The sequence below is a fragment of the Streptomyces sp. NPDC088810 genome (genome assembly GCF_044750305.1).
Lineage (GTDB): Bacteria > Actinomycetota > Actinomycetes > Streptomycetales > Streptomycetaceae > Streptomyces.
Map to the genome: position 1 here is coordinate 829,305 of NZ_JBIVJQ010000002.1, position 20,015 is coordinate 849,319.

At 71.3% G+C, this 20,015-nt stretch carries 14 protein-coding genes; 5 read left to right on the forward strand and 9 right to left on the reverse strand.

Going from position 1 to position 20,015, the window contains the following annotated elements; genetic code table 11:
* The first annotated feature begins 89 nt into the window (after window positions 1-89).
* From ACIP4Y_RS10270 to ACIP4Y_RS10285, 4 genes are all read left to right on the forward strand, one after another.
* A complete protein-coding gene (locus ACIP4Y_RS10270; protein ID WP_401390352.1) occupies window positions 90-2,456 on the forward strand; it encodes a glycoside hydrolase family 2 protein in 2,367 nt (788 codons plus the stop codon).
* A complete protein-coding gene (locus tag ACIP4Y_RS10275) occupies window positions 2,456-3,490 on the forward strand; it encodes a LacI family DNA-binding transcriptional regulator (protein WP_401390355.1) in 1,035 nt (344 codons plus the stop codon). Before ACIP4Y_RS10270 ends, ACIP4Y_RS10275 begins: the two co-directional genes overlap by 1 nt.
* Window positions 3,491-3,644: 154 nt before the next feature.
* A complete protein-coding gene (locus tag ACIP4Y_RS10280) occupies window positions 3,645-4,862 on the forward strand; it encodes an acetyl-CoA C-acyltransferase (protein WP_358641614.1) in 1,218 nt (405 codons plus the stop codon).
* Entirely contained in the window at window positions 4,859-6,988 is a 2,130-nt protein-coding gene (locus tag ACIP4Y_RS10285; RefSeq protein WP_358641612.1) for a 3-hydroxyacyl-CoA dehydrogenase NAD-binding domain-containing protein, read from the forward strand. The genes ACIP4Y_RS10280 and ACIP4Y_RS10285 overlap by 4 nt, the downstream gene beginning before the upstream one ends.
* A 52-nt stretch (window positions 6,989-7,040) precedes the next feature.
* On the opposite strand, the gene ACIP4Y_RS10290 is transcribed toward ACIP4Y_RS10285, so the two are convergent.
* Window positions 7,041-8,057, reverse strand: a complete 1,017-nt coding sequence (locus tag ACIP4Y_RS10290; protein WP_358641610.1) for a hypothetical protein — start codon at window positions 8,055-8,057, stop codon at window positions 7,041-7,043.
* 75 nt (window positions 8,058-8,132) lie between these two features.
* Between ACIP4Y_RS10290 and ACIP4Y_RS10295 the strand changes: the two genes are divergently transcribed.
* On the forward strand, window positions 8,133-8,534 hold the full coding sequence (locus tag ACIP4Y_RS10295) for an NTP pyrophosphohydrolase (protein WP_358641608.1): 402 nt from the start codon (window positions 8,133-8,135) through the stop codon (window positions 8,532-8,534).
* Window positions 8,535-8,824: 290 nt separating this feature from the next.
* On the opposite strand, the gene ACIP4Y_RS10300 is transcribed toward ACIP4Y_RS10295, so the two are convergent.
* The 8 genes from ACIP4Y_RS10300 to ACIP4Y_RS10335 form a co-directional block, all read right to left on the reverse strand.
* A complete protein-coding gene (locus ACIP4Y_RS10300) occupies window positions 8,825-10,327 on the reverse strand; it encodes a glycosyltransferase family 39 protein (protein ID WP_401390361.1) in 1,503 nt (500 codons plus the stop codon).
* 73 nt (window positions 10,328-10,400) lie between these two features.
* Window positions 10,401-11,921, reverse strand: a complete 1,521-nt coding sequence (locus tag ACIP4Y_RS10305; protein WP_401390364.1) for an amino acid permease — start codon at window positions 11,919-11,921, stop codon at window positions 10,401-10,403.
* 136 nt (window positions 11,922-12,057) lie between these two features.
* Window positions 12,058-13,986, reverse strand: coding sequence for a 1-deoxy-D-xylulose-5-phosphate synthase (gene dxs / locus ACIP4Y_RS10310; RefSeq protein ID WP_401390367.1), 1,929 nt, complete (start codon window positions 13,984-13,986; stop codon window positions 12,058-12,060).
* Window positions 13,987-14,189: 203 nt separating this feature from the next.
* Window positions 14,190-15,485 carry a sugar ABC transporter permease gene (locus ACIP4Y_RS10315; protein ID WP_401390370.1) on the reverse strand — a complete coding sequence of 432 codons (1,296 nt, stop codon included), beginning with the start codon at window positions 15,483-15,485 and terminating at the stop codon, window positions 14,190-14,192.
* A complete protein-coding gene (locus ACIP4Y_RS10320; protein ID WP_208035036.1) occupies window positions 15,482-16,273 on the reverse strand; it encodes an ATP-binding cassette domain-containing protein in 792 nt (263 codons plus the stop codon). Before ACIP4Y_RS10320 ends, ACIP4Y_RS10315 begins: the two co-directional genes overlap by 4 nt.
* 189 nt (window positions 16,274-16,462) lie before the next feature.
* Complete coding sequence (locus tag ACIP4Y_RS10325) at window positions 16,463-17,566, reverse strand: substrate-binding domain-containing protein (RefSeq protein WP_358641628.1); 1,104 nt, start codon at window positions 17,564-17,566, stop codon at window positions 16,463-16,465.
* 133 nt (window positions 17,567-17,699) lie between these two features.
* On the reverse strand, window positions 17,700-18,899 hold the full coding sequence (locus ACIP4Y_RS10330; protein WP_401390373.1) for an ROK family transcriptional regulator: 1,200 nt from the start codon (window positions 18,897-18,899) through the stop codon (window positions 17,700-17,702).
* A 185-nt stretch (window positions 18,900-19,084) separates the two neighbouring features.
* Window positions 19,085-20,008: a carbohydrate ABC transporter permease gene (locus ACIP4Y_RS10335; protein WP_401390376.1), complete on the reverse strand. Its 924-nt coding sequence runs from the start codon at window positions 20,006-20,008 to the stop codon at window positions 19,085-19,087.
* Window positions 20,009-20,015 lie beyond the last annotated feature (7 nt).

Here is a 20,015-nt window from a genome sequence, read left to right on the forward strand (position 1 = left end):
CAGCGCTTTCTCAACCGGTAAAGTCCCAATCCCGCCAAGGATGGGGAAAGCACGTCCAGGACAGGCATTGACCGGTTTAGGGAGTGCGCATGCTGGAGGCCACACCGCTCACCGACGGCTGGACCCTGCGGTACGAGGGGGCGGATCTGCCGGCCCGGGTGCCGGGGTGCGTGCACACCGACCTGCTCGCGGCCGGGGTGATCCCGGACCCGTTCCTCGGCGCGAACGAGCACGAGGTGGCGTGGGTGGGGCGGCGGGCGTGGACGTACGGGACCCGGCTGCGGACCGGCTCCGGGCACGAGCAGACCGACCTGGTCTTCGACGGTCTCGACACCGCCGCCGAGGTCACCGTCGGCGGCCGGCTGCTCGGCCGGGTACGGAACATGCACCGCTCCCACCGCTTCCATGTGACCGGGCTGGACGGCCCGCTGACCGTGCGGTTCGCCTCCGCCTACACCGAGGCGGAGGCGGTGCGGGACCGGCTGGGCGAGCGGCCCGCCGCCTACGCCGAGCCGTACCAGTACCTGCGCAAGATGGCCTGCTCCTTCGGCTGGGACTGGGGTCCCACGCTGGTGACGGCCGGTATCTGGCGGCCGGTGCGGCTGGAGCACTGGTCCACGGCCCGGATCAGCCGGGTCCGCCCGCTCGTCACCGTCGACCGGGGCGACGGCGTCGTGGAGCTGCACGTCGAGGTGGAGCGGACCCGGGTGGAGGCCCGGCTCGCCGTCGAGGCCCGGGTGGGCGGCCGGGTGGTCCGGGCCGGCCTGACGGGCTCCCGCGCGGCGGTACGGCTGCGGGTGCCGGACGCGCGGCTGTGGTGGCCGCGCGGCTACGGCGAACAACCGCTGTACGACGTCGAGTTGACGCTGCTGCACGAGGACGCGCCGCTGGACGTGTGGCGGCGCCGCATCGGCTTCCGGACCGTGGAGCTGGACCGCCGGCCCGACGCGCACGGCACCGGGTTCACCCTGGTCGTCAACGGTGAGCGGCTGTTCGCGCGGGGCGTCAACTGGATCCCGGACGACGTGTTCCCCTCCCGCGTCACCCGCGAGCGCTACCGGCGCCGGCTCACCCAGGCCGCCGAGGCGGGTGTGGACCTCGTCCGCGTCTGGGGCGGCGGGATCTACGAGGGCGAGGACTTCTACGACGCCTGCGACGAGCTGGGCCTGCTGGTCTGGCAGGACTTCCCGTTCGCCTGCGCGGCCTACCCGGAGGAGCAGCCGCTGCGCGCCGAGGTGGAGGCCGAGGCCCGGGAGAACGTCGTACGGCTGATGCCGCACCCCTCGCTGGTGCTGTGGAACGGCAACAACGAGAACCTGTGGGGCTTCAGGGACTGGGACTGGGAGCGGCGGCTGGCCGGGGCGTCCTGGGGCGAGGGGTACTACCTGGGCCTCCTGCCGCGTGTCGTGGCCGAGCTGGACCCCACGCGGCCGTACACGGCGGGCAGCCCGTGGTCCGGTTCCTGGGACCACCACCCCAACGACCCGGCGCACGGCACCCACCACTCGTGGGAGGTGTGGAACCGCGAGGACTACGCGGCCTACCGGCACGACGTGCCGCGTTTCGTGGCCGAGTTCGGCTGGCAGGCGCCGCCCGCGTACGCCACCCTGCGGCGCGCGCTGCCCGGGGAGGACCCGGCGCCGGACTCCCCCGGCATGCTGCACCACCAGAAGGCCGACGACGGCAACGGCAAGCTGGAGCGCGGCCTCGCCCGGCATTTCCCCACCCCGGTAAGGGACTTCGACCGCTGGCACTACCTCACCCAGGTCAACCAGGCGCGTGCGGTGGCCGCCGGGGTCGAGCACTGGCGTGCGCACTGGCCGGTGTGCGCGGGCACGATCGTCTGGCAGCTCAACGACTGCTGGCCGGTGACCTCGTGGGCGGCGATCGACGGCGACGGCCGGGAGAAGCCGCTCTACCACGAGCTGAAACGGCTGTACGCGGACCGGCTGCTGACGCTTCACGTGCGCGACGCGGACGTGTTGCTGGCGGTCGTCAACCAGGCCGCCGAGGCGTGGACGGGCTCGCTGACCCTGCGCCGGATGACCGTCGACGGCTCGGTGCTCGGCGGGGCGAGCGTGGAACTGGCGGCGGGGGCGCGCGCGGTCGCCGAGATCGCCGTACCGCGCGAGCTGCGGCCCGACGGTCCCAAGGAGTTCCTGGTGGCCGACGCGAGCGGGCTCAGGGCCCTGTACTTCCCGGCACCGGACCGGGAGATCCCGTACCCCCGGCCCGCGTTCGACGTGGAGGTGGCTCCCGGAGCGGTGACCGTCACGGCCCGTACGCTGGTGCGGGACCTGTTGCTCCAGGCCGACCGGCTGGACCCGGGGGCGCGGGCCGACCGGGGGCTGGTCACCCTGCTGCCCGGCGAACGGGTCACGATCGGCGTGCGCGGCTGGCAGACTCCCGACCCGTCCGCCGCACGTGCCGCGCTGTACTGCATGGAGCCCGTCTGATGCCTTCGACTCCGACTCCCCGCGTCACCATCAAGGACGTCGCCGCCCGCGCCGGAGTCTCCAAGGGGGCCGTGTCCCTCGCCTTCAACCACAAGCCGGGGCTGTCGGAGGCCACCCGCGACCGGATCTTCGCAGCCGCCCGGGAACTGGGCTGGGCACCGAGCCACACCGCGCGGTCGCTGGCCGGGGCGCGGGTGGACGTGGTGGGGCTGGCGATCTGCCGGCCGGCCCGGATGCTGGGCCTGGAGCCGTTCTACATGGAGTTCGTCTCGGGCGTGGAGAGCGTGCTGAGCGAGTACTCCTGCTCGCTGCTGCTGCGGCTGGTGCGCAGCCCCGAGGAGGAGGCCGGGCTGCTGGACGCGTGGTGGCGGGGCCGGCACATCGGCGGCTCGATCCTGGTCGACCTGCGCGCGGACGACCCCCGGGTGCCGGTCGCCCGGCGGCTCGGGCTGCCCGTGGTCGCCGTCGGCCATCCCTCGCTGACCGGCGGTCTCGCCTCCGTATGGACGGACGACGCCACGGCCGTCACCGAGGCGGTGCGGTATCTCGCCGCGCTCGGACACCGGCGGATCGCCCGGGTCGGCGGGGCGGCGGCCCTCGGCCACACCGGGATCCGCACCGCCGCGTTCGACGAGGCCGCGGGGGCGCTGGCGCTGACCAGGGCGTGGCAGGTGGCGACCGACTTCTCCGGGGACGCGGGGGCGCGGGCGACGCGGTCCCTGCTCATGGCTGCGCCGCCCGACCGGCCGACGGCGATCGTGTACGACAACGACATCATGGCGGTGGCGGGGCTGTCGGTCGCGGCGGAGATGGGGCTGCGGGTGCCGGAGGACGTGTCGCTGCTGGCCTGGGACGACTCGCAGCTGTGCCGGCTCACGCATCCGACGCTGTCGGCGATGAGCCACGATGTGCACGGGTTCGGGGCGGAGGTGGCACGAACGCTGTTCGGCATGATCACCGGGGATGGGCCGGGTTCGCACCCGGTCCCTACCCCGCTGCTGACGCCGAGGGGCTCGACAGCGCCGCCTCGGTGAGCACCGGGGCGCTCCACGGCCGGGCATACGGATGTGACGTTCACCGCTCCAGCCCAGAGGGCTGGGCAGTCACGTTACTCGTAAGTAGCATGGGTGCTGAGCGCGCGCTCAGCGCAACGCAGCAGTGCCATCCCGCATCTGGAGGAGAGCCATCGTGCCTCGTACCGTCAGGGACGTCGTCTTCGTCGACGGCGTCCGCACCCCGTTCGGCAAGGCGGGCCCGAAGGGCATCTACCACGAGACCCGTGCCGACGACCTCGTCGTGAAGGCGATCCGGGAGCTGCTGCGCCGCAACCCCGGTCTGGACCCGAAGAAGATCGACGAGGTCGCCATCGCCGCGACCACGCAGATCGGTGACCAGGGCCTGACCCTCGGCCGCACCGCCGGCATCCTCGCGGGCCTGCCGCAGTCCGTCCCGGGCTACTCGATCGACCGCATGTGCGCCGGCGCCCTGACCGCCGTCACCGCCACCGCCGGTTCGATCGCCTTCGGTGCCTACGACGCCGTCATCGCCGGCGGTGTCGAGCACATGGGCCGCCACCCGATGGGCGAGGGCGTCGACCCGAACCCGCGGTTCGTCTCCGAGAAGCTGGTGGACGAGTCGGCCCTGTTCATGGGCATGACCGCGGAGAACCTGCACGACCGCTACCCGCAGATCACCAAGCTGCGCGCCGACGAGTACGCCGTGCGCTCGCAGGAGAAGGCCGCCAAGGCGTACGCCAACGGCAAGATCCAGCAGGACCTGGTGCCGATCTCGGTGCGCCGGACCAACCCCGAGGGCGGCGAGACGGGCTGGGGCCTGGTCACCGCCGACGAGCCGATGCGCCCGGGCACGACCCTGGAGAGCCTGGCCGGCCTGAAGACGCCGTTCCGCGTGCACGGCCGGGTCACCGCGGGCAACGCCGCCGGCCTCAACGACGGTGCGACCGCCTCGATCATCGCCTCCGAGGACTTCGCCCGCGAGCACAACCTGCCGGTGAAGATGCGCCTGGTCTCGTACGCCTTCGCGGGCGTCGAGCCGGAGGTCATGGGCTACGGCCCGATCCCGGCCACGGAGAAGGCGCTCGCCAAGGCGGGCCTGTCCATCTCCGACATCGGCCTGTTCGAGATCAACGAGGCCTTCGCCGTGCAGGTGCTGGCCTTCCTCGACCACTACGGCATCGCCGACGACGACGAGCGCGTCAACCAGTACGGCGGCGCCATCGCCTTCGGCCACCCGCTGGCCTCCTCCGGCGTCCGCCTGATGACGCAGCTGGCCCGCCAGTTCGAGGAACAGCCGCACGTCCGCTACGGCCTGACCACCATGTGCGTCGGCTTCGGCATGGGCGCGACGGTCATCTGGGAGAACCCGCACTTCGAGGGGGACAAGTGAGCACCACCGCCGAGCTTCTGAAGCAGGCCTCCGAGCTGTTCCCCGACGAGGTCGTCACCAGTGCGCACGTACGCCACTTCGACCTCCCCGCCGGCGCCGGGCGCTTCGCGCTGATCACGCTGGACAACGGCCTGGACCACACCAAGCCGACCACCTTCGGACCGGCCTCCCTGGCGAACCTGAACACCGCCATCGACCAGGTCGAGAAGGAGGCCGCGGACGGCGAGATCGTCGGTGTCGGCATCACCGGCAAGCCGTTCATCTTCGCGGTCGGCGCCGACCTCAAGGGCGTCGAGCTGCTGAAGGAGCACGAGCACGCGCTCGCCATCGGCAAGGGCGGCCACGAGGTCTTCAAGCGCCTGGCGAAGCTGGCCGTCCCGACCTTCGCCTACTACAACGGCGCGGCGATGGGCGGCGGCGTCGAGGTCGGCCTGCACTGCACCTACCGGACCGTCTCCAAGGCGATCCCGGCGTTCTCGCTGCCCGAGGTCTTCCTCGGTCTGGTCCCCGGCTGGGGCGGCTGCACCCTGCTGCCGAACCTGATCGGCGCCGACAAGGCCGTCTCGGTCATCATCGAGAACTCGCTGAACCAGAACAAGCAGCTCAAGGGCAAGCAGGTCTTCGACCTCGGGATCGCGGACGCGCTCTTCGAGGGCGCCGACTTCCTGGAGCAGTCGCTGATCTGGACCGCCCAGGTGCTCAAGGGCGACGTCAAGGTCGAGCGCCCGGTGATCGACCGCGGCGAGGCCTGGGACCAGGCCGTGGCCAAGGGCCGCTTCATCGCGGACAGCAAGGTGCACGGGGCCGCTCCGGCCGCGTACCGCGCCCTGGACATCATCGCCGCCGCCAAGAACGAGGACCTCCAGCAGGGCTTCGACGCCGAGGACCAGGCCCTCGCCGACCTGATCATGGGCGGCGAACTGCGCTCCGGCATCTACGCGTTCAACCTGGTGCAGAAGCGCGGCAAGCGTCCCGCCGGCGCCCCGGACAAGAACCTGGCCCGCCCGGTCACCAAGGTCGGTGTCGTGGGCGCCGGTCTGATGGCCAGCCAGCTCGCGCTGCTGTTCCTGCGCCGCCTGGAGGTGCCGGTCGTGCTGACCGACATCGACCAGGAGCGCGTCGACAAGGGTGTGGGCTACGTCCACGCCGAGATCGACAAGCTGCTCGGCAAGGGCCGGATCAACCAGGACAAGGCCAACCGCCTCAAGGCGCTGGTCACCGGTGTCCTGGACAAGGCCGAGGGCTTCGCGGACGCGGACTTCATCATCGAGGCCGTGTTCGAGGAGATCGGTGTCAAGCAGCAGGTGTTCGCGGAGGTCGAGGCGGTCGCCCCGGCGCACGCGATCCTCGCCACCAACACCTCCTCGCTGTCGGTCTCCGAGATGGCGTCGAAGCTGAAGCACCCCGAGCGGGTCGTCGGCTTCCACTTCTTCAACCCGGTCGCGGTGCTGCCGCTGCTGGAGATCGTCCGCGGCGAGAAGACGGACGACGCCTCCCTGGCGACCGCGTTCGCCGTCGCCAAGAAGCTGAAGAAGACCGCGGTACTGGTCAAGGACGCCCCGGCGTTCGTCGTGAACCGCATCCTGACCCGCTTCATGGGCGAGATCCAGAACGTCATCGACGAGGGCACCCCGGTCGAGGTCGCCGAGAAGGCCGTCGAGCCGCTCGGTCTGCCGATGTCCCCGCTGGTGCTGCTGGAGCTGGTCGGCCCGGCGATCGGCCTGCACGTCTCCGAGACGCTGCACGGCGCGTTCCCGGACCGCTTCACGGTCTCCCCGAACCTCAAGGCGGTCGTGGAGGCGGGCAAGCGCGGCTTCTACGTCTACGACAGCGGCAAGCCGGAGCTGGACCCGGAGGTCGCCGCGCTGCTCAAGCAGGGCGATGTCGTCCTGACCGAGGAGCAGGTGCGGGCCCGCGTGCTCGACGCCGTCGCCCAGGAGATCGGGCTCATGCTCGACGAGGGCGTCGTCGCCGAGGCCCAGGACATCGACCTGTGCCTGATCACGGGCGCCGGCTGGCCCTTCCACCTGGGCGGCATCACGCCGTACCTGGACCGTGAGGGCGTGTCGGAGCGCGTGAACGGCAAGAAGTTCCTGGCGCCGGGCGTGGCCAGCGTTCCCGCGTAACACCGGGTGACACCAGGGAGGGCCCCCGCCGCGGCGGGGGCCCTCGCGTGTGTCAGACCTCCCGCCACGCCTCCAGTGCCAGTCCCGGCTCGTCCTTGCGCCGGGTCAGCAGCAGGCGGCCGGTCGACGGGGACAACGTTGCCGCCACCACGCGGCCCTCGGCGTCCTTCGTGAGGGACACCAGCGCGTCCAAGGGCAGTTCGGGGCCCGACTCGGTCCACCAGGCGCCCGCGGACTCCAGTTCGGTCGGGTACGCCGCGAAGGCGACCCGGCGACTCGCCGAACGCTGGACCAGCAGGGTGCAGTCATGGCCGTCCAGCTCGCAGCGGACCGCCGACACCGGGCCCGGACCGGCGGCGGGCATCAGGGTGACCGGCTTGCCGCCCGGGCGCCAGGCACACAGGTCGCCGGAGGTGTCGGTGTAGAAGACGGTCGTACTGTCCGGGGAGGTGGCCAGGGCGCGCAGCGTGCCGGGGCGGACCGGCGCCTGGAGGGCCTCCTGGAGTACCGGCTGGGCGCCCGGCTCCTCCTGACGCCAGTACAGCAGGCCCTGCGGGACGGCCGCGTACAGCTCGACCCGGCCGGACTCCCCCGTCACCGCCGCCAGACCCTCCTGGACCTCCTTGCCCTTGAGGTCCCGCCAGGGGTCCCAGCCGCCCTTCTCCTTCTGGGCGAGCATGCTCACGCCGCCGCCCTTGTTGCGGACGAAGAGGTGGGCGCGGCCCTGCGCGTCCACCGCGACGGCGGGCGTGCCGGTCCGGTCGCCCTTCTTGTTGGGGTGGCCGACCGGGTTCCAGTCCAGGGCCGCCAGGTGCGGGCGGAAGTGCGTGGAGTGCACCAGCCCGGACTCGCCCTTGACCGTGGGCCGCCAGGAGACCAGGTGGGCATAGCTGTCTGCGCCCTGGCCGACGGCCAGGACGGGATGCAGTCGCTGCTCGCCGCCCACCGTGCGGGGGGCGGACCAGGGGCCGCCCGGGCCGCGCTCCGCCCGGCACAGGACGGCGTCGCCCGACAGCTGGTAGACACTGAGCCGGCCGTCGCGGCCGCGCAGGAGCCAGTCGCCGTTCACCGGTTCACTTTAAGCCGCTCGGTACCGGCCCCGGGGCCCGGCCCCCGTGCGCGGGCCCGTGGGACCCTGTGGTGCATGACCGATCCCCGCCACCCCGTGGACTCCTCCGCCTCCGCCGCCCCGCTGCTCGTCGTCGTGGACGGCGCGAACGTCGTCGGTTCCCGGCCCGACGGCTGGTGGCGGGACCGCAGGGGGGCGGCCGAGCGGCTGCGGGACCGTCTGGCGAGCGAGGGACTGCCCGGGCACGCGGGACCCGTGGAGATCGTGCTCGTGGTCGAGGGCGCGGCCCGGGGGGTGGCGTCCGTGCCCGGCGTCCGGGTGGAGTCGGCGCCGGGCAGCGGGGACGACCGGATCGTGGAGCTGACCGCCGAGAGCGCCGGCCGGGCCCGCCTGGTGGTCACCGCCGACCGGGAGTTGCGGCGCCGGGTGACGGAGCTGGGCGCCGAGGTGGCGGGGCCGCGTACCGTCCTGGGCTGAGCCGCGCCCGCTGCCCGGCCGGCACCCGGGCGTACAACACCGCCCCGTCGACCCGGCCCACCTCCACGGCCGGCAGGCAGCACAGGGCAGCAGGGACGACCCCATCGTGGAACACCCGATGCTCACCGCCGACCGGGAGCCGGGGCCGCGTACCGTCCTGGGCTGAGCCGCGCCCGCTGCCCGGCCGGTACCCGGGCGTACAACACCGCCCGTCGACCCGGCCCACCTCCACGGCCGGCAGGCAGGCAGGCAGGGCAGCAGGGACGACCGCATCGAGGAACACCCGATGCTCACCGCCGACCGGGAACCGGGGCCGCGTACCATCCTGGGCTGAGCCGCGCCCGCTGCCCGGCCGGCACCCGGGCGTACAACACCGCCCCGTCGACCCGGCCCACCTCCGCGTAGTCCGCGGCCAGCAGGCGGCGCAGGGTGGGCAGGCGGTCGGGGGCGTAGGGCTCGCCCCGGGAGTCGTCGACGACCAGGGCGGGGGCGTGCGCGGTCATCTCCCGCCGGAAGACCGGCCAGGCACCGGCGACGGCGTACTCCTCGCCGACCCGCGGGCCGTCCCGGCCGCCGCTGTAGTTGGTGAGCAGGCCCGCGGTGAGGTAGCGGGTGGCGGGGGTACGGCCGGCCAGCCAGTACGTCTCCGGGTGTATGCCCCAGACGAGGACCCGGTCGGCGGGGGCCGTGCGGTGTGCGAGGGCCGCCGCCAGCCGTTCGGCGTGCGCGAGTTCGGGGCGCGGGGCGAGCAGGCCCCAGCCGACGAAGAGGGCGCAGGCGCAGGCCGAGGTGAGGACGGCGGCCAGGTGCCGTTCCCGGGGCAGGACGTGCAGCGCGGCGGTGGCCAGCAGGGCGAGCGGCGGGGTGAGTTGCAGGTAGTAGTGGCCGAAGAAGTGGCAGCCGACGGCCACCGCGACGGCCGAGGAGGCCAGCCACAGCCACAGTTCGGCCGCTCCGGTGCGGGCGGTGCGCAGGGCCCGTACGACCGGGGGCAGCAGCCCCGCCGAGGCCGCCGCCAGGATCGCGCTGTTGGTCAGCGCGCGGGCCAGGACGTGGAGTTCGGAGCCGGTGAGGGTGGCGTAGGCGGCGGACCCGGTCACCGTCCAGAACAGGAAGCCGGCCGGATCCGTCAGCAGGGCCGCGCCGAGCACGGGTACGGCGCATCCGGCCGCGAGCCGGGGCAGGCCCGCTCGGGTCCCGCCCCGGCGGTGCAGCAGCCAGGCCACCGGCAGCAGGACCGCGCCGCCGGTCTGCTTGGTCAGGAACGCGGCGGCGACGGCGGCCCCGGCCGCGCCCCAGCGCCCGCGGTCGGCGCACCACAGGGCGGCGGCCGTCCAGGGCAGCATGAACACCTCGAAGGTGGCGGCCTGCGCGTCCTCGGGGTTGAGCCCCACCGAGACGAGCAGGTAGAGCACCCCGGCGGTGCGGCCGGCGCGGTCGCCCCAGCGGCGGCGGGCCAGGGAGGCCAGCAGGGCGGCGGTGAGCAGCTGGACGAGGACGGCGAGGATCCGCAGCGGGGTCAGCGAGCCGGAGCCGCACAGCGCGAACGCGGCCTGGTACAGCCAGGGCAGCAGCGGCGGTTTGCGGTCCACGACCGTGTCGTACAGCTGTCCGCCCCCGGCCAGCAGCCGGGCCTGCACGGCGAGGAAGCCCTCGTCCGGGTTCCACAGCGGCCGGACGAAGGAGGGCACCCGGGTGGCGCAGGCCAGGGTCGCCAGGAGGGGCAGGAGCCGCGCCCAGTACGCCGTCCGGGTGACCGTGGGCCGTGCGGGGGCGAGCGGGGCGGCGAGCATGGTCCGCACGCTATCCGGCCCCGCGGTCCCGGCCGAAGCGGGACATACGGGGCAGGAGCGGGAGTCTGCCGGGCTACTCGGTTCCGCCCGGCGGGTGCATGACCTCGCTGACCGTGGTCTCCTGGTGCCGGCCGAGGCGGCTGTGCGGGCGGCCGTAGAAGAAGTAGACGACGAAGCCGATGACCATCCAGATCGCGAACCGGAGCCAGGTTTCGGCGGGCAGGTTGAGCATCAGCCACAGCGAGGCGCACACGGACAGGACCGGAATGACCGGAACCCACGGGGTGCGGAAGGCGCGGTGCAGGTCCGGGCGGGTCCGGCGCAGGATGATCACGCTGATCGCCACCACCACGAAGGCGAAGAGCGTGCCGATGTTCACCAGCTCGGCGAGCTCGCTCAGGCTGGTGAACCCCGCGACGATCGCGATGATGACGCCGAGCAGGATGGTCGACCGGTACGGGGTGCGGAACTTCGGGTGGGTGTGCGAGAAGAAGCGGGGCAGCAGCCCGTCGCGGCTCATGGCGAAGAAGACCCGGGACTGGCCGAGCAGCAGGATCATGCACACCGTGGTCAGGCCGACGGCGGCGCCGAAGCTGATCAGGCCCGCGAACCAGGGATGGCCCGTGGTCTTGAACGCGTCGGCGAGCGGCGCCTTCACGGACAGCGCGCTGTACTTCTGCATGCCGGTCACGACGATCGCCACGGCGACGTACAGGGCGGTGCAGATGATCAGGGAGCCCAGGATGCCGCGCGGCACGTCACGCTGCGGGTGCCGGGTCTCCTCGGCGGCGGTGGCGACGACGTCGAAGCCGATGAAGGCGAAGAAGACCACGGACGCGGCGGTGAAGACGCCCATGACGCCGAAGTCGGACGGTGCCCAGCCGAACATCAGTTGGATCAGCGGCGCCTTGAGGTTCCCGGCCGCCTCCGCGGACCGCGCCTTCGGGATGAACGGGTCGTAGTTGCTGCCGTGGATGAAGAAGGCACCCGCGATGATCACGACCAGCACCACGGCCACCTTGATCGCGACGACCACGGAGGTGACCCGCGCGGACAGTTTCATGCCGACGACGAGGATGGCGGTGAGCACCAGGACGAGGGCCGCGGCGAGGATGTCGAACCCGAAGCCGGTGGCGCCGTCCCGGCCGGAGAGCGCCTCCGGCATCTGCCAGCCCGCGTTGTCGAGCAGCGAGTGGATGTAGCCGGACCAGCCGACCGCGACCACCGCCGTGCCGAGCGCCAGTTCCAGTACCAGGTCCCAGCCGATGATCCAGGCGGGGAGTTCGCCGAGCGAGGCGTAGGAGAAGGTGTAGGCGGAGCCCGCCACCGGGAGCGTGGAGGCGAACTCGGCGTAGCAGAGGGCGGCGAGCGCGCACACGACACCGGCCACGACGAAGGACAGGGAGACGGCCGGGCCGGCGGTGTTCTTGGCCGCCGTGCCGGTGAGCACGAAGATGCCGGTGCCGATGATGACACCGACGCCGAAGACGGTCAGGTCCAGGGCGGTCAGCGACTTCTTGAGCGAGTGCTCGGGTTCCTCTGTGTCCAGGATGGACTGCTCGACGTTCTTCGTCCGGAACAGCGCGTTGCTCACGTGCCTACCTCCCACGCTTGTCGTCCTCGACATGATCGAGAGGGTTGGGGGCGTATTCCCCGGCACAGGCAGCGTCACGCAAACGGGCCGGTTCCGCCACCTGGAGAAGCGGCGGAACCGGCCCGGGGGGTACTTTCTAGTCGCGCGCGGACTCCACGGAGCCCACCGCGCCGGCCGTGTCGCCGAACCGGCCGTCGAGCTTGGCGACCAGCCCGGTGACCTGGCGGGCGATGTCCGGCGCGGTCAGCCCGATCTCGGCGAGCACCTCGGCGCGGGAAGCGTGGTCGAGGAAGCGCGGCGGGATGCCGAAGTCGCGCAGCGGCACGTCCGCGCCCGCGTCCCGCAGGGCCTGGGCGATCGCGGAGCCGACTCCGCCGACGCGGCTGTTGTCCTCGACGGTGACGACGACCCGGTGCCGCTCGGCGAGCGGGGCCATGGCCTCGTCCACGGGCTTGACCCAGCGCGGGTCGACCACGGTGGTGGAGATGCCCTGCCGGTCGAGCAGCTCGGCGATCTCCAGGCACATCGGGGCGAGGGCGCCCACGGAGACCAGCAGCACGTCCGGCCGGTCGGTGTCCGGCTCCCGGAGCACGTCCATGCCCCCGACCCGGCCCACGGCGGGTACGGCGGGGCCGACGGCGCCCTTGGAGAAGCGCACCACGGTCGGCGCGTCCTCGACGGCGACGGCCTCGCGCAGCTGGGCCCGCACCTGGTCGGCGTCGCGCGGCGCGGCGAGCCGCAGCCCCGGCACCACCTGGAGGATCGACATGTCCCACATGCCGTTGTGCGAGGCACCGTCGGTGCCGGTGACGCCGGCCCGGTCCAGCACGAACGTCACCCCGCACCGGTGCAGGGCCACGTCCATGAGGACCTGGTCGAAGGCGCGGTTCAGGAACGTGGCGTACACGGCGAAGACGGGGTGCAGCCCGGCGTAGGCGAGGCCGGCCGCGGAGACGGCGCCGTGCTGCTCGGCGATCCCGACGTCGTACACCCGTTCGGGGAAGCGCTTGGCGAAGCGGTCCAGGCCGACCGGCTGGAGCATGGCCGCGGTGATGGCGACGATGTCCTCGCGCTCCTCGCCGAGCCGGACCATCTCCTCGCCGAAGACCGAGGTCCAGTCGGCGCCGGAGGAGGCGATCGGCAGCCCGGTGTCCGGGTGGATCTTGCCGACGGCGTGGAACCGGTCGGCCTCGTCCTGGAGGGCGGGCTGGTAGCCGCGGCCCTTCTCGGTCAGGCAGTGCACGATGACCGGTCCGCCGAACCGTTTGGCCCGGGCCAGCGCCGACTCCAGCGCCTCGATGTCGTGGCCGTCGATCGGGCCGACGTACTTCAGGCCCAGGTCCTCGAACATGCCCTGCGGGGCGATGAAGTCCTTCAGCCCCTTCTTGGCGCCGTGCAGGGTCTCGTACAGCGGCTTGCCGACGACCGGGGTGCGGTCGAGGATGTCCTTGGTCCGGGCGAGGAAGCGCTCGTAGCCGTCGGTGGTGCGCAGGGTGGCCAGGTGGTTGGCGAGGCCGCCGATGGTCGGCGCGTAGGAGCGCTCGTTGTCGTTGACGACGATGACCAGCGGCCGGTCCTTGGCCTCGGCGATGTTGTTCAGCGCCTCCCAGGCCATACCGCCGGTCAGCGCCCCGTCACCGATGACCGCGACCACGTGGCTGTCCTGCTTGCGCAGCTGGTTGGCCTTCGCGATGCCGTCGGCCCAGCCGAGCACGGTCGAGGCGTGGCTGTTCTCGATGACGTCGTGCTCGGACTCGGCCTGCGAGGGGTAGCCGGACAGGCCGCCCTTCATCTTCAGCCGCGAGAAGTCCTGCCGGCCGGTGAGCAGCTTGTGCACGTAGGACTGGTGGCCGGTGTCCCACAGCACCTTGTCCTTCGGGGACTCGAAGACCCGGTGCAGGGCGATGGTCAGCTCCACCACACCGAGGTTGGGGCCCAGGTGCCCGCCGGTCTTGGAGACCTCCTGGACGAGGAAGGTACGGATCTCCTCCGCCAGCTGGTCCAGCTCCTCCAGGCTGAGCCGGTCCAGATCGCGCGGTCCCCTGATGCGGGTCAGCAGCGGCACCCGTGCCTCCTTGCAGTAGAGCTGATCGAGCTGTTGCCGGGCTCGCCCGAGTCTAATGTTCCGGCCTGACAACACATGACAGCGCCCGACACCTTGACGGTGCCGGGCGGGACGAGCACGCCGAAGGGGCGCGGGGAACTGCGCGACCAGTCACTACGGACCGGTCCCCGCAAGCGCACCCGCGCCCCGGCGGCGAACCCGCGTTACGCGCGCCCCGCCGTCTTCTGCGTCTTGCGCGTGATGGAGTCGATCACCACGGTGGTCAGCAGCACGGCGGCGGTGATCATGTACTTCACCGGCTCCGCGATGGACTCCAGCTGGAGACCGTACTGGATGGAAACGATCACCAGCACACCGAGCAGCGCGTTCCAGGTACGGCCCCGGCCGCCGAACAGCGACGTACCACCGATGACGGCCGCGGCGATCGCATTCATGAGCAGGTCGCCCGCGCCGGCGCTCTGGTTGGCGGAGGCGATCTTCGAGGCCAGGAAGAGACCGCCGATCGCCGCGAAACCGCCGGAGATCGCGAAGACGGAGATCCGCACCGCGGTGACGCTGATACCCGCACGGCGGGACGCCTCCACGCTGCCGCCGAGCGCGAAGACCTTGCGGCCGTAGGTGGTGCGCCGCAGCACGAAGTCGGTGGCGACCAGGAAGGCCAGGAAGATCACCGTGGCCAGCGGCAGGCCCTTGTACTGGTTGTACATGTAGGCCGCGGCGAAGGAGACGACGGCCAGCAGGCCCGTACGCAGGAGGGTGTCGCCGAGCGGCCGGGACGGGACGCCCGCGGCCTCCCGGCGCCGGTTGCCGAGGAAGGAGCTGAGGAAGAACAGTGCGACCACGACGACGGCCAGGCCGTAGGCGGCGGCGACGTCGGTGAAGGTGTACGTGGTCAGCTGGCCGATCAGACCTTCGCTGTCGAGGTTGATCGTGCCGTCCTCGCCCAGCACCTTCAGCATGAAGCCGAGCCAGAAGAGCAGGCCGGCCAGCGTGACGGCGAAGGCGGGGGCGCCGAGCACCGCGAAGAAGAAGCCGTGCAGCGCGCCGATGGCGGCACCGGCGGCGATGGCGACGAGCACGGCCAGCCACTCGGGCCAGCCCTGGTTGACCGTGAGGACGGCGGCGAGGGCGCTGGCCGCGCCGCTGACCGAGCCGACCGACAGGTCGATCTCGCCGAGCAGCAGCACGAAGACGATGCCGACGGAGATCATGCCCGTGCCGACCATCGTGACCGTGATGTTGCTGATGTTCTGCGCCGAGAGGAACTCGGAGTTCAGCACCTGGAAGATGATGCAGATGATCGCGAGGCCCAGCACGACCGGGAGGGAACCCAGCTCGCCGGCCTTCATCTTGCGCTTGAACTCGCTCCAGTACCCGAGCAGGCCCTGCTCGCGCACGAGGAGGCGCGGGTCGACGGCGGTGACCGCGGCGGCCGCGGCCTCGGGGTTCTCCACGACGTGCTCGTCCTGCGGGGTCGCGGAGGTCTTGTCGATGCTCACTTGGAAACCTCCCCGGACGTGCGCGCCGCACGGCGGGTCACGGCGTTGTCGGTGGCGCCGGTGATGGCGGAGATGATCTCCTCCTGCGAGGTCGTCTTGACCTCGAAGACGCCGTTGTTGCGGCCGAGGCGCAGGACGGCGACCTTGTCGGCCACCGCCTTCACGTCCGCCATGTTGTGGCTGATCAGGATGACGGCGTGGCCGCGCTCGCGCAGGCGCTCCACGAGGTCGAGGACCTGAGCGGTCTGCTCGACGCCGAGGGCGGCGGTCGGCTCGTCCAGGATGACCAGCTTGGGGTCGCCGAGCATGGAGCGGGCGATGGCCACGGTCTGGCGCTGGCCGCCGGAGAGCGAGGCGATCGGGATCCGGACGCTCGGGATGCGGATCGACAGCGTGGTGAGCAGCTCGCGGGAGCGGCGCTCCATCTCGACCTCGTCGAGGACGCCCCACTTCCTCAGCTCACGGCCGAGGAACAGGTTGCCGACGACGTCGATGTTGTCGCACAGCGCGAGGTCCTGGTAGACCGTCGCGATGCCCAGGGCCTGGGCGTCGTGCGGCTTGCTGATCGACACGGGCTTGCCATCCCACTCGATGGCACCCTCGTCGATCGGGTGAACGCCGGCGATCGTCTTGACCAGCGTGGACTTTCCGGCACCGTTGTCGCCGACCAGGGCGACCACCTCACCGGCGTGGACCTCAAGCTCTACGTCGGTGAGCGCCTGAACGGCACCGAACCGCTTGGAGACCCCGCGCAACGCCAGCACGGGCGTAGCGGACACGTGAACCATCTCCTTCGCCGCCTGACCCGGCGGGAGGTTGTGCAGAAGTTTGGGGGAGTTTCCGTCCGGCGCCCCGAGGCCGAGCTTGCGGGGCTGTCGAATGCGCCGGGGCGCCGGAGGAGCCTGGGGCAGCCGGTCACCTCCGCCGCGGGCGTTCAGGGGATGAACGCCGACGGCCCGGAGGGGACTGCGGACTGCTTACTTGAGGCCGAGCTTGTCGCAGGCGGCCTTGTACTTGCCGGTGCAGATGTCGGCGACGGTGTAGACGCCGTCCTTGACGACGGTGTCCTTGATGTTGTCCTTGGTCAGCGAGGTGACCGGGACCAGGACCGAGGGCACGTCCTGCTGGGAGCCGCTGGAGACCTTGTCCTTGGCGATGGAGTCCAGCGACTTGCCCTGGGCGAGCGCGACGGCCATCTCGGCGGCGGCCTCGGCCTCCGGGGCGTACGGCTTGTACACGCTCATGTACTGCTCACCGGCGACGATGCGCTGCACACCGGCCAGCTCGGCGTCCTGGCCGGTGACCGGGACCTTGACGCCGGCGGCGTTGAGGGCGGTGATGATACCGCCGGCCATGCCGTCGTTGGCGGAGTAGACACCCGCGATGTCCTTCTTGCCGACCGCGGAGATCGCCGCCTCCATCTCGGAGTTGGCGTTGTCCGGCGACCACTCCTTGGTGTCGTACTCCTTGGCGACGGTGACCTTGCCGTCGAGGACGGAGTGCGCGCCCTTCTTGAACTGGGCGGCGTTCGGGTCGGTCACCGAGCCGTTCACCATGACGATCTTGGTGGACTTCTTGGCCTTGTCGCCCAGCGCCTTCAGCAGGGCCTCGCCCTGGGTCTTGCCGACCTGCTCGTTGTCGAACGAGGTGTAGGCGCTGATCGGGCCCTCGGCGAGGCGGTCGTACGCGACGACCTTGATGCCCGCGTCCACGGCCTTCTTGACGGAGTTCTGGATGGCCTTGGCGTCCACCGCGTCCACGATCAGGACGTCCACCTTGTTGGTGATCATGGTGTCGACCTGCTGGGCCTGCAGGTTGGCGTCCTGGCGGGCGTTGTTGTACTCGACCTCCGCCTTGCCGTTCGTCAGCTCCTTGATCTTCTTCTCGATCAGCGGCTTGTCGAACTTCTCGTAGCGGGCGGTCTTGTTCTCCGGCAGGAGCAGACCGACCTTGATGTTGTCGCCCTTCTTGGCCGACGCGGAGGAAGAGTCGTCGTTGCCCTTCGACTCCTTGGCGCTGCCACAGGCGGCCAGCGAGACGGCCATCGCACCGGCGGCAACGGCAACGGCGGCACGACGCATACGTGCGTTCACTTGAGAAACCTCCCTGACGAGGCCGCGTCGTTGCGGCCGAGGTGGCTGGAAGTCAACTCGGCCACACGTGCGACGTCAAGAAGTAAATCCTTAACGAGATGGCAACGGTGCCATCCGTTCTCTAAGTGAAGGCAGGGGCCGCCACGGGGAGTGCACCCTCCAAAAGGGTTGAATCGCCCATCTCGCTGAGGGCGAGGGCGAGCGCTCCGAGCACCTCCGCGCGGCCCCCAAGTGCCCCCGGGAGAACGGACAGTTGGCGCGCCGCGCTGGGAATGGCGTAGCGGCCGACGGACTCCCTGATCGGCCCGAGCACCAGCTCACCGGCCTCGGCGAGATCACCGCCGAGGACCACCCGGCTCGGGTTCAGCAGATTGCAGAGATTGGCGACTCCACTGCCGATGTGGCGGCCGACGTCGGCGATCACCCGACGGCAGCCCGGATCCCCGTCCCTGGCCAGCCGTACGACGCCTTCCATGGTCAGGTCGGTGCCGTGGCTGGGCTGGAGCAGCGGGAGCACATAGCGCGCCGCCGCGAACGTCTCCAGGCAGCCGCGGTTCCCGCAGCGGCAGACCGGGCCGGACTCATCGAGTGTAATATGTCCGATTTCTCCGGCTGTGCCACCCGGGCCGCGATAAATCTTCCCGTCGATCACCAGACCGGCGCCGACACCGCTCGCCACCTTGATGTACGCGAGGTCCCGCACTCCCTTGCCGCTGCCCCAGACCAGCTCGCCCAGGGCGCCGAGGTTGGCGTCGTTGTCCACGTGCACGGGCACGCCGAGCCGTTCGCGCAGCTCCTCGGCGGGCTTCGTGCCGCCCCAGCCGGGCAGGATCGCGGTGGATCCCAGCGTGCCCGACTCGACGTCGATCGGGCCCGGCACGCCGAGCCCCACGCCGGCCACCTTGGTCCGGTCCACGCCGGTCGCCGCGATCAGCCGGTTGACCAGCTGTTCGGCCCGGTCGAAGCCCTGGTCGGCGGAGGCGTCGACGTCCAGCGGCTCGGCCTCCTCGGCCAGCACCTGATGGGCGAGGTTCCCGATCGCGACGCGCAGATGGGTGTGCCCGAAGTCGACGCCGATCACGATCCCGGCGTCGCCGCTCAGGCTGACGCTGCGGGCCCGCCGCCCGCCCGCCGACGTGGGCGTGACCTCGACGGTTCCGCCGTCCTTCAGCTCCCGCACGATGTTGGAGACGGTCGCTGCGGACAGCCCGGTCGTCCGCGCGATCTCCGCCTGCGTGAGGGACCCGGCCAGGCGTACGGCCCGGACGACCCGCTCCAGGTTGGCCCGGTGCAGTGACGACTGCGACCCTGGAGTCTCCACGACGACCTCCTGAGCGCGGGGCCGCTTCAGTGAGGCCCCGTGTATGTCCAACTAGTGAACTCTAAGCTGAGCCGTTCGGGGCGACTTCCGTCAAGAGGTTGAACTGTTTCGGGGTACCCGGTACGCGCGCGAGTACGCCGCCCCCGAAGCCGGGGACGGCGTGCGCGCGATGGGTCGCGGCCCGGCTACTTCAGCGTCGCCGAGGTCAGACCCGCCTGCACCTGGCGCTGGAAGGACAGGTAGACCACCAGCATCGGGATCATGGCAATGGTCACACCCGCGAAGAGAACGGGCAGGTCGGAGGCGTACCCCTGCTGCTGTTGCAGCTGGATCAGACCCTGGGTGAGAACGTACCGCTCGGGGTCGTCACCGCTCTGCGGCTGCATGAGGACCGTGGGCAGGATGAACTGGTTCCACTGCCCCAGAGTGTTGAAGATCCCGACGCTGATCAGTCCGGGCTTGGCCATCGGCAGCATCACCTGGAAGAAGGTACGGGTGTGCGAGGCGCCGTCCAGGATCGCCGCCTCGAAGACCGCCGTGGGCAGGGTCCGGAAGAAGGCGTGCATGAAGAACACCGTGAACGGCATCGAGTAGGCGATGTAGACCAGGATCAGCCCCTGGTAGGTGTTCAGCATGTCCAGCCGCTTGACCATGAAGAACAGCGGGACGAGGGCCAGGAAGACCGGGAACATCGCGCCGGCCACGAAGAAGTAGTACAGCAGCCGGTTGCCCCGGAACCGGTACCGGGCCAGCACGTATGCGGCCATCGACCCGAACAGCATGGTCAGCGGCACGGAGAACACCAGCACGATCACGGTGTTCAAAAAGTAGTCCCCGATGCCCTTGTCCCAGGCACGGCGGAAGACGTCGACGGTCCAGTTCTCCGGCCAGCCGAGGGCCGAGCCGCCGATCTGGGCGTCGGTCTTGAAGGCGCTGAGCACCAGCCACAGCAGCGGCAGCACGATCAGCAGGGCCCACAGGGCGAGGAAGCCGTGGGAGAAGACGTTCAGGACCACGCCCTCGCTGCGCCGGTCGCCCGGCCGGACGGGGATCTTGGCCACCGTCCGCCCGTCCGGCGCGGGGGCGGTCTCCTTGATGGGTGCGCTCATCGTCGTC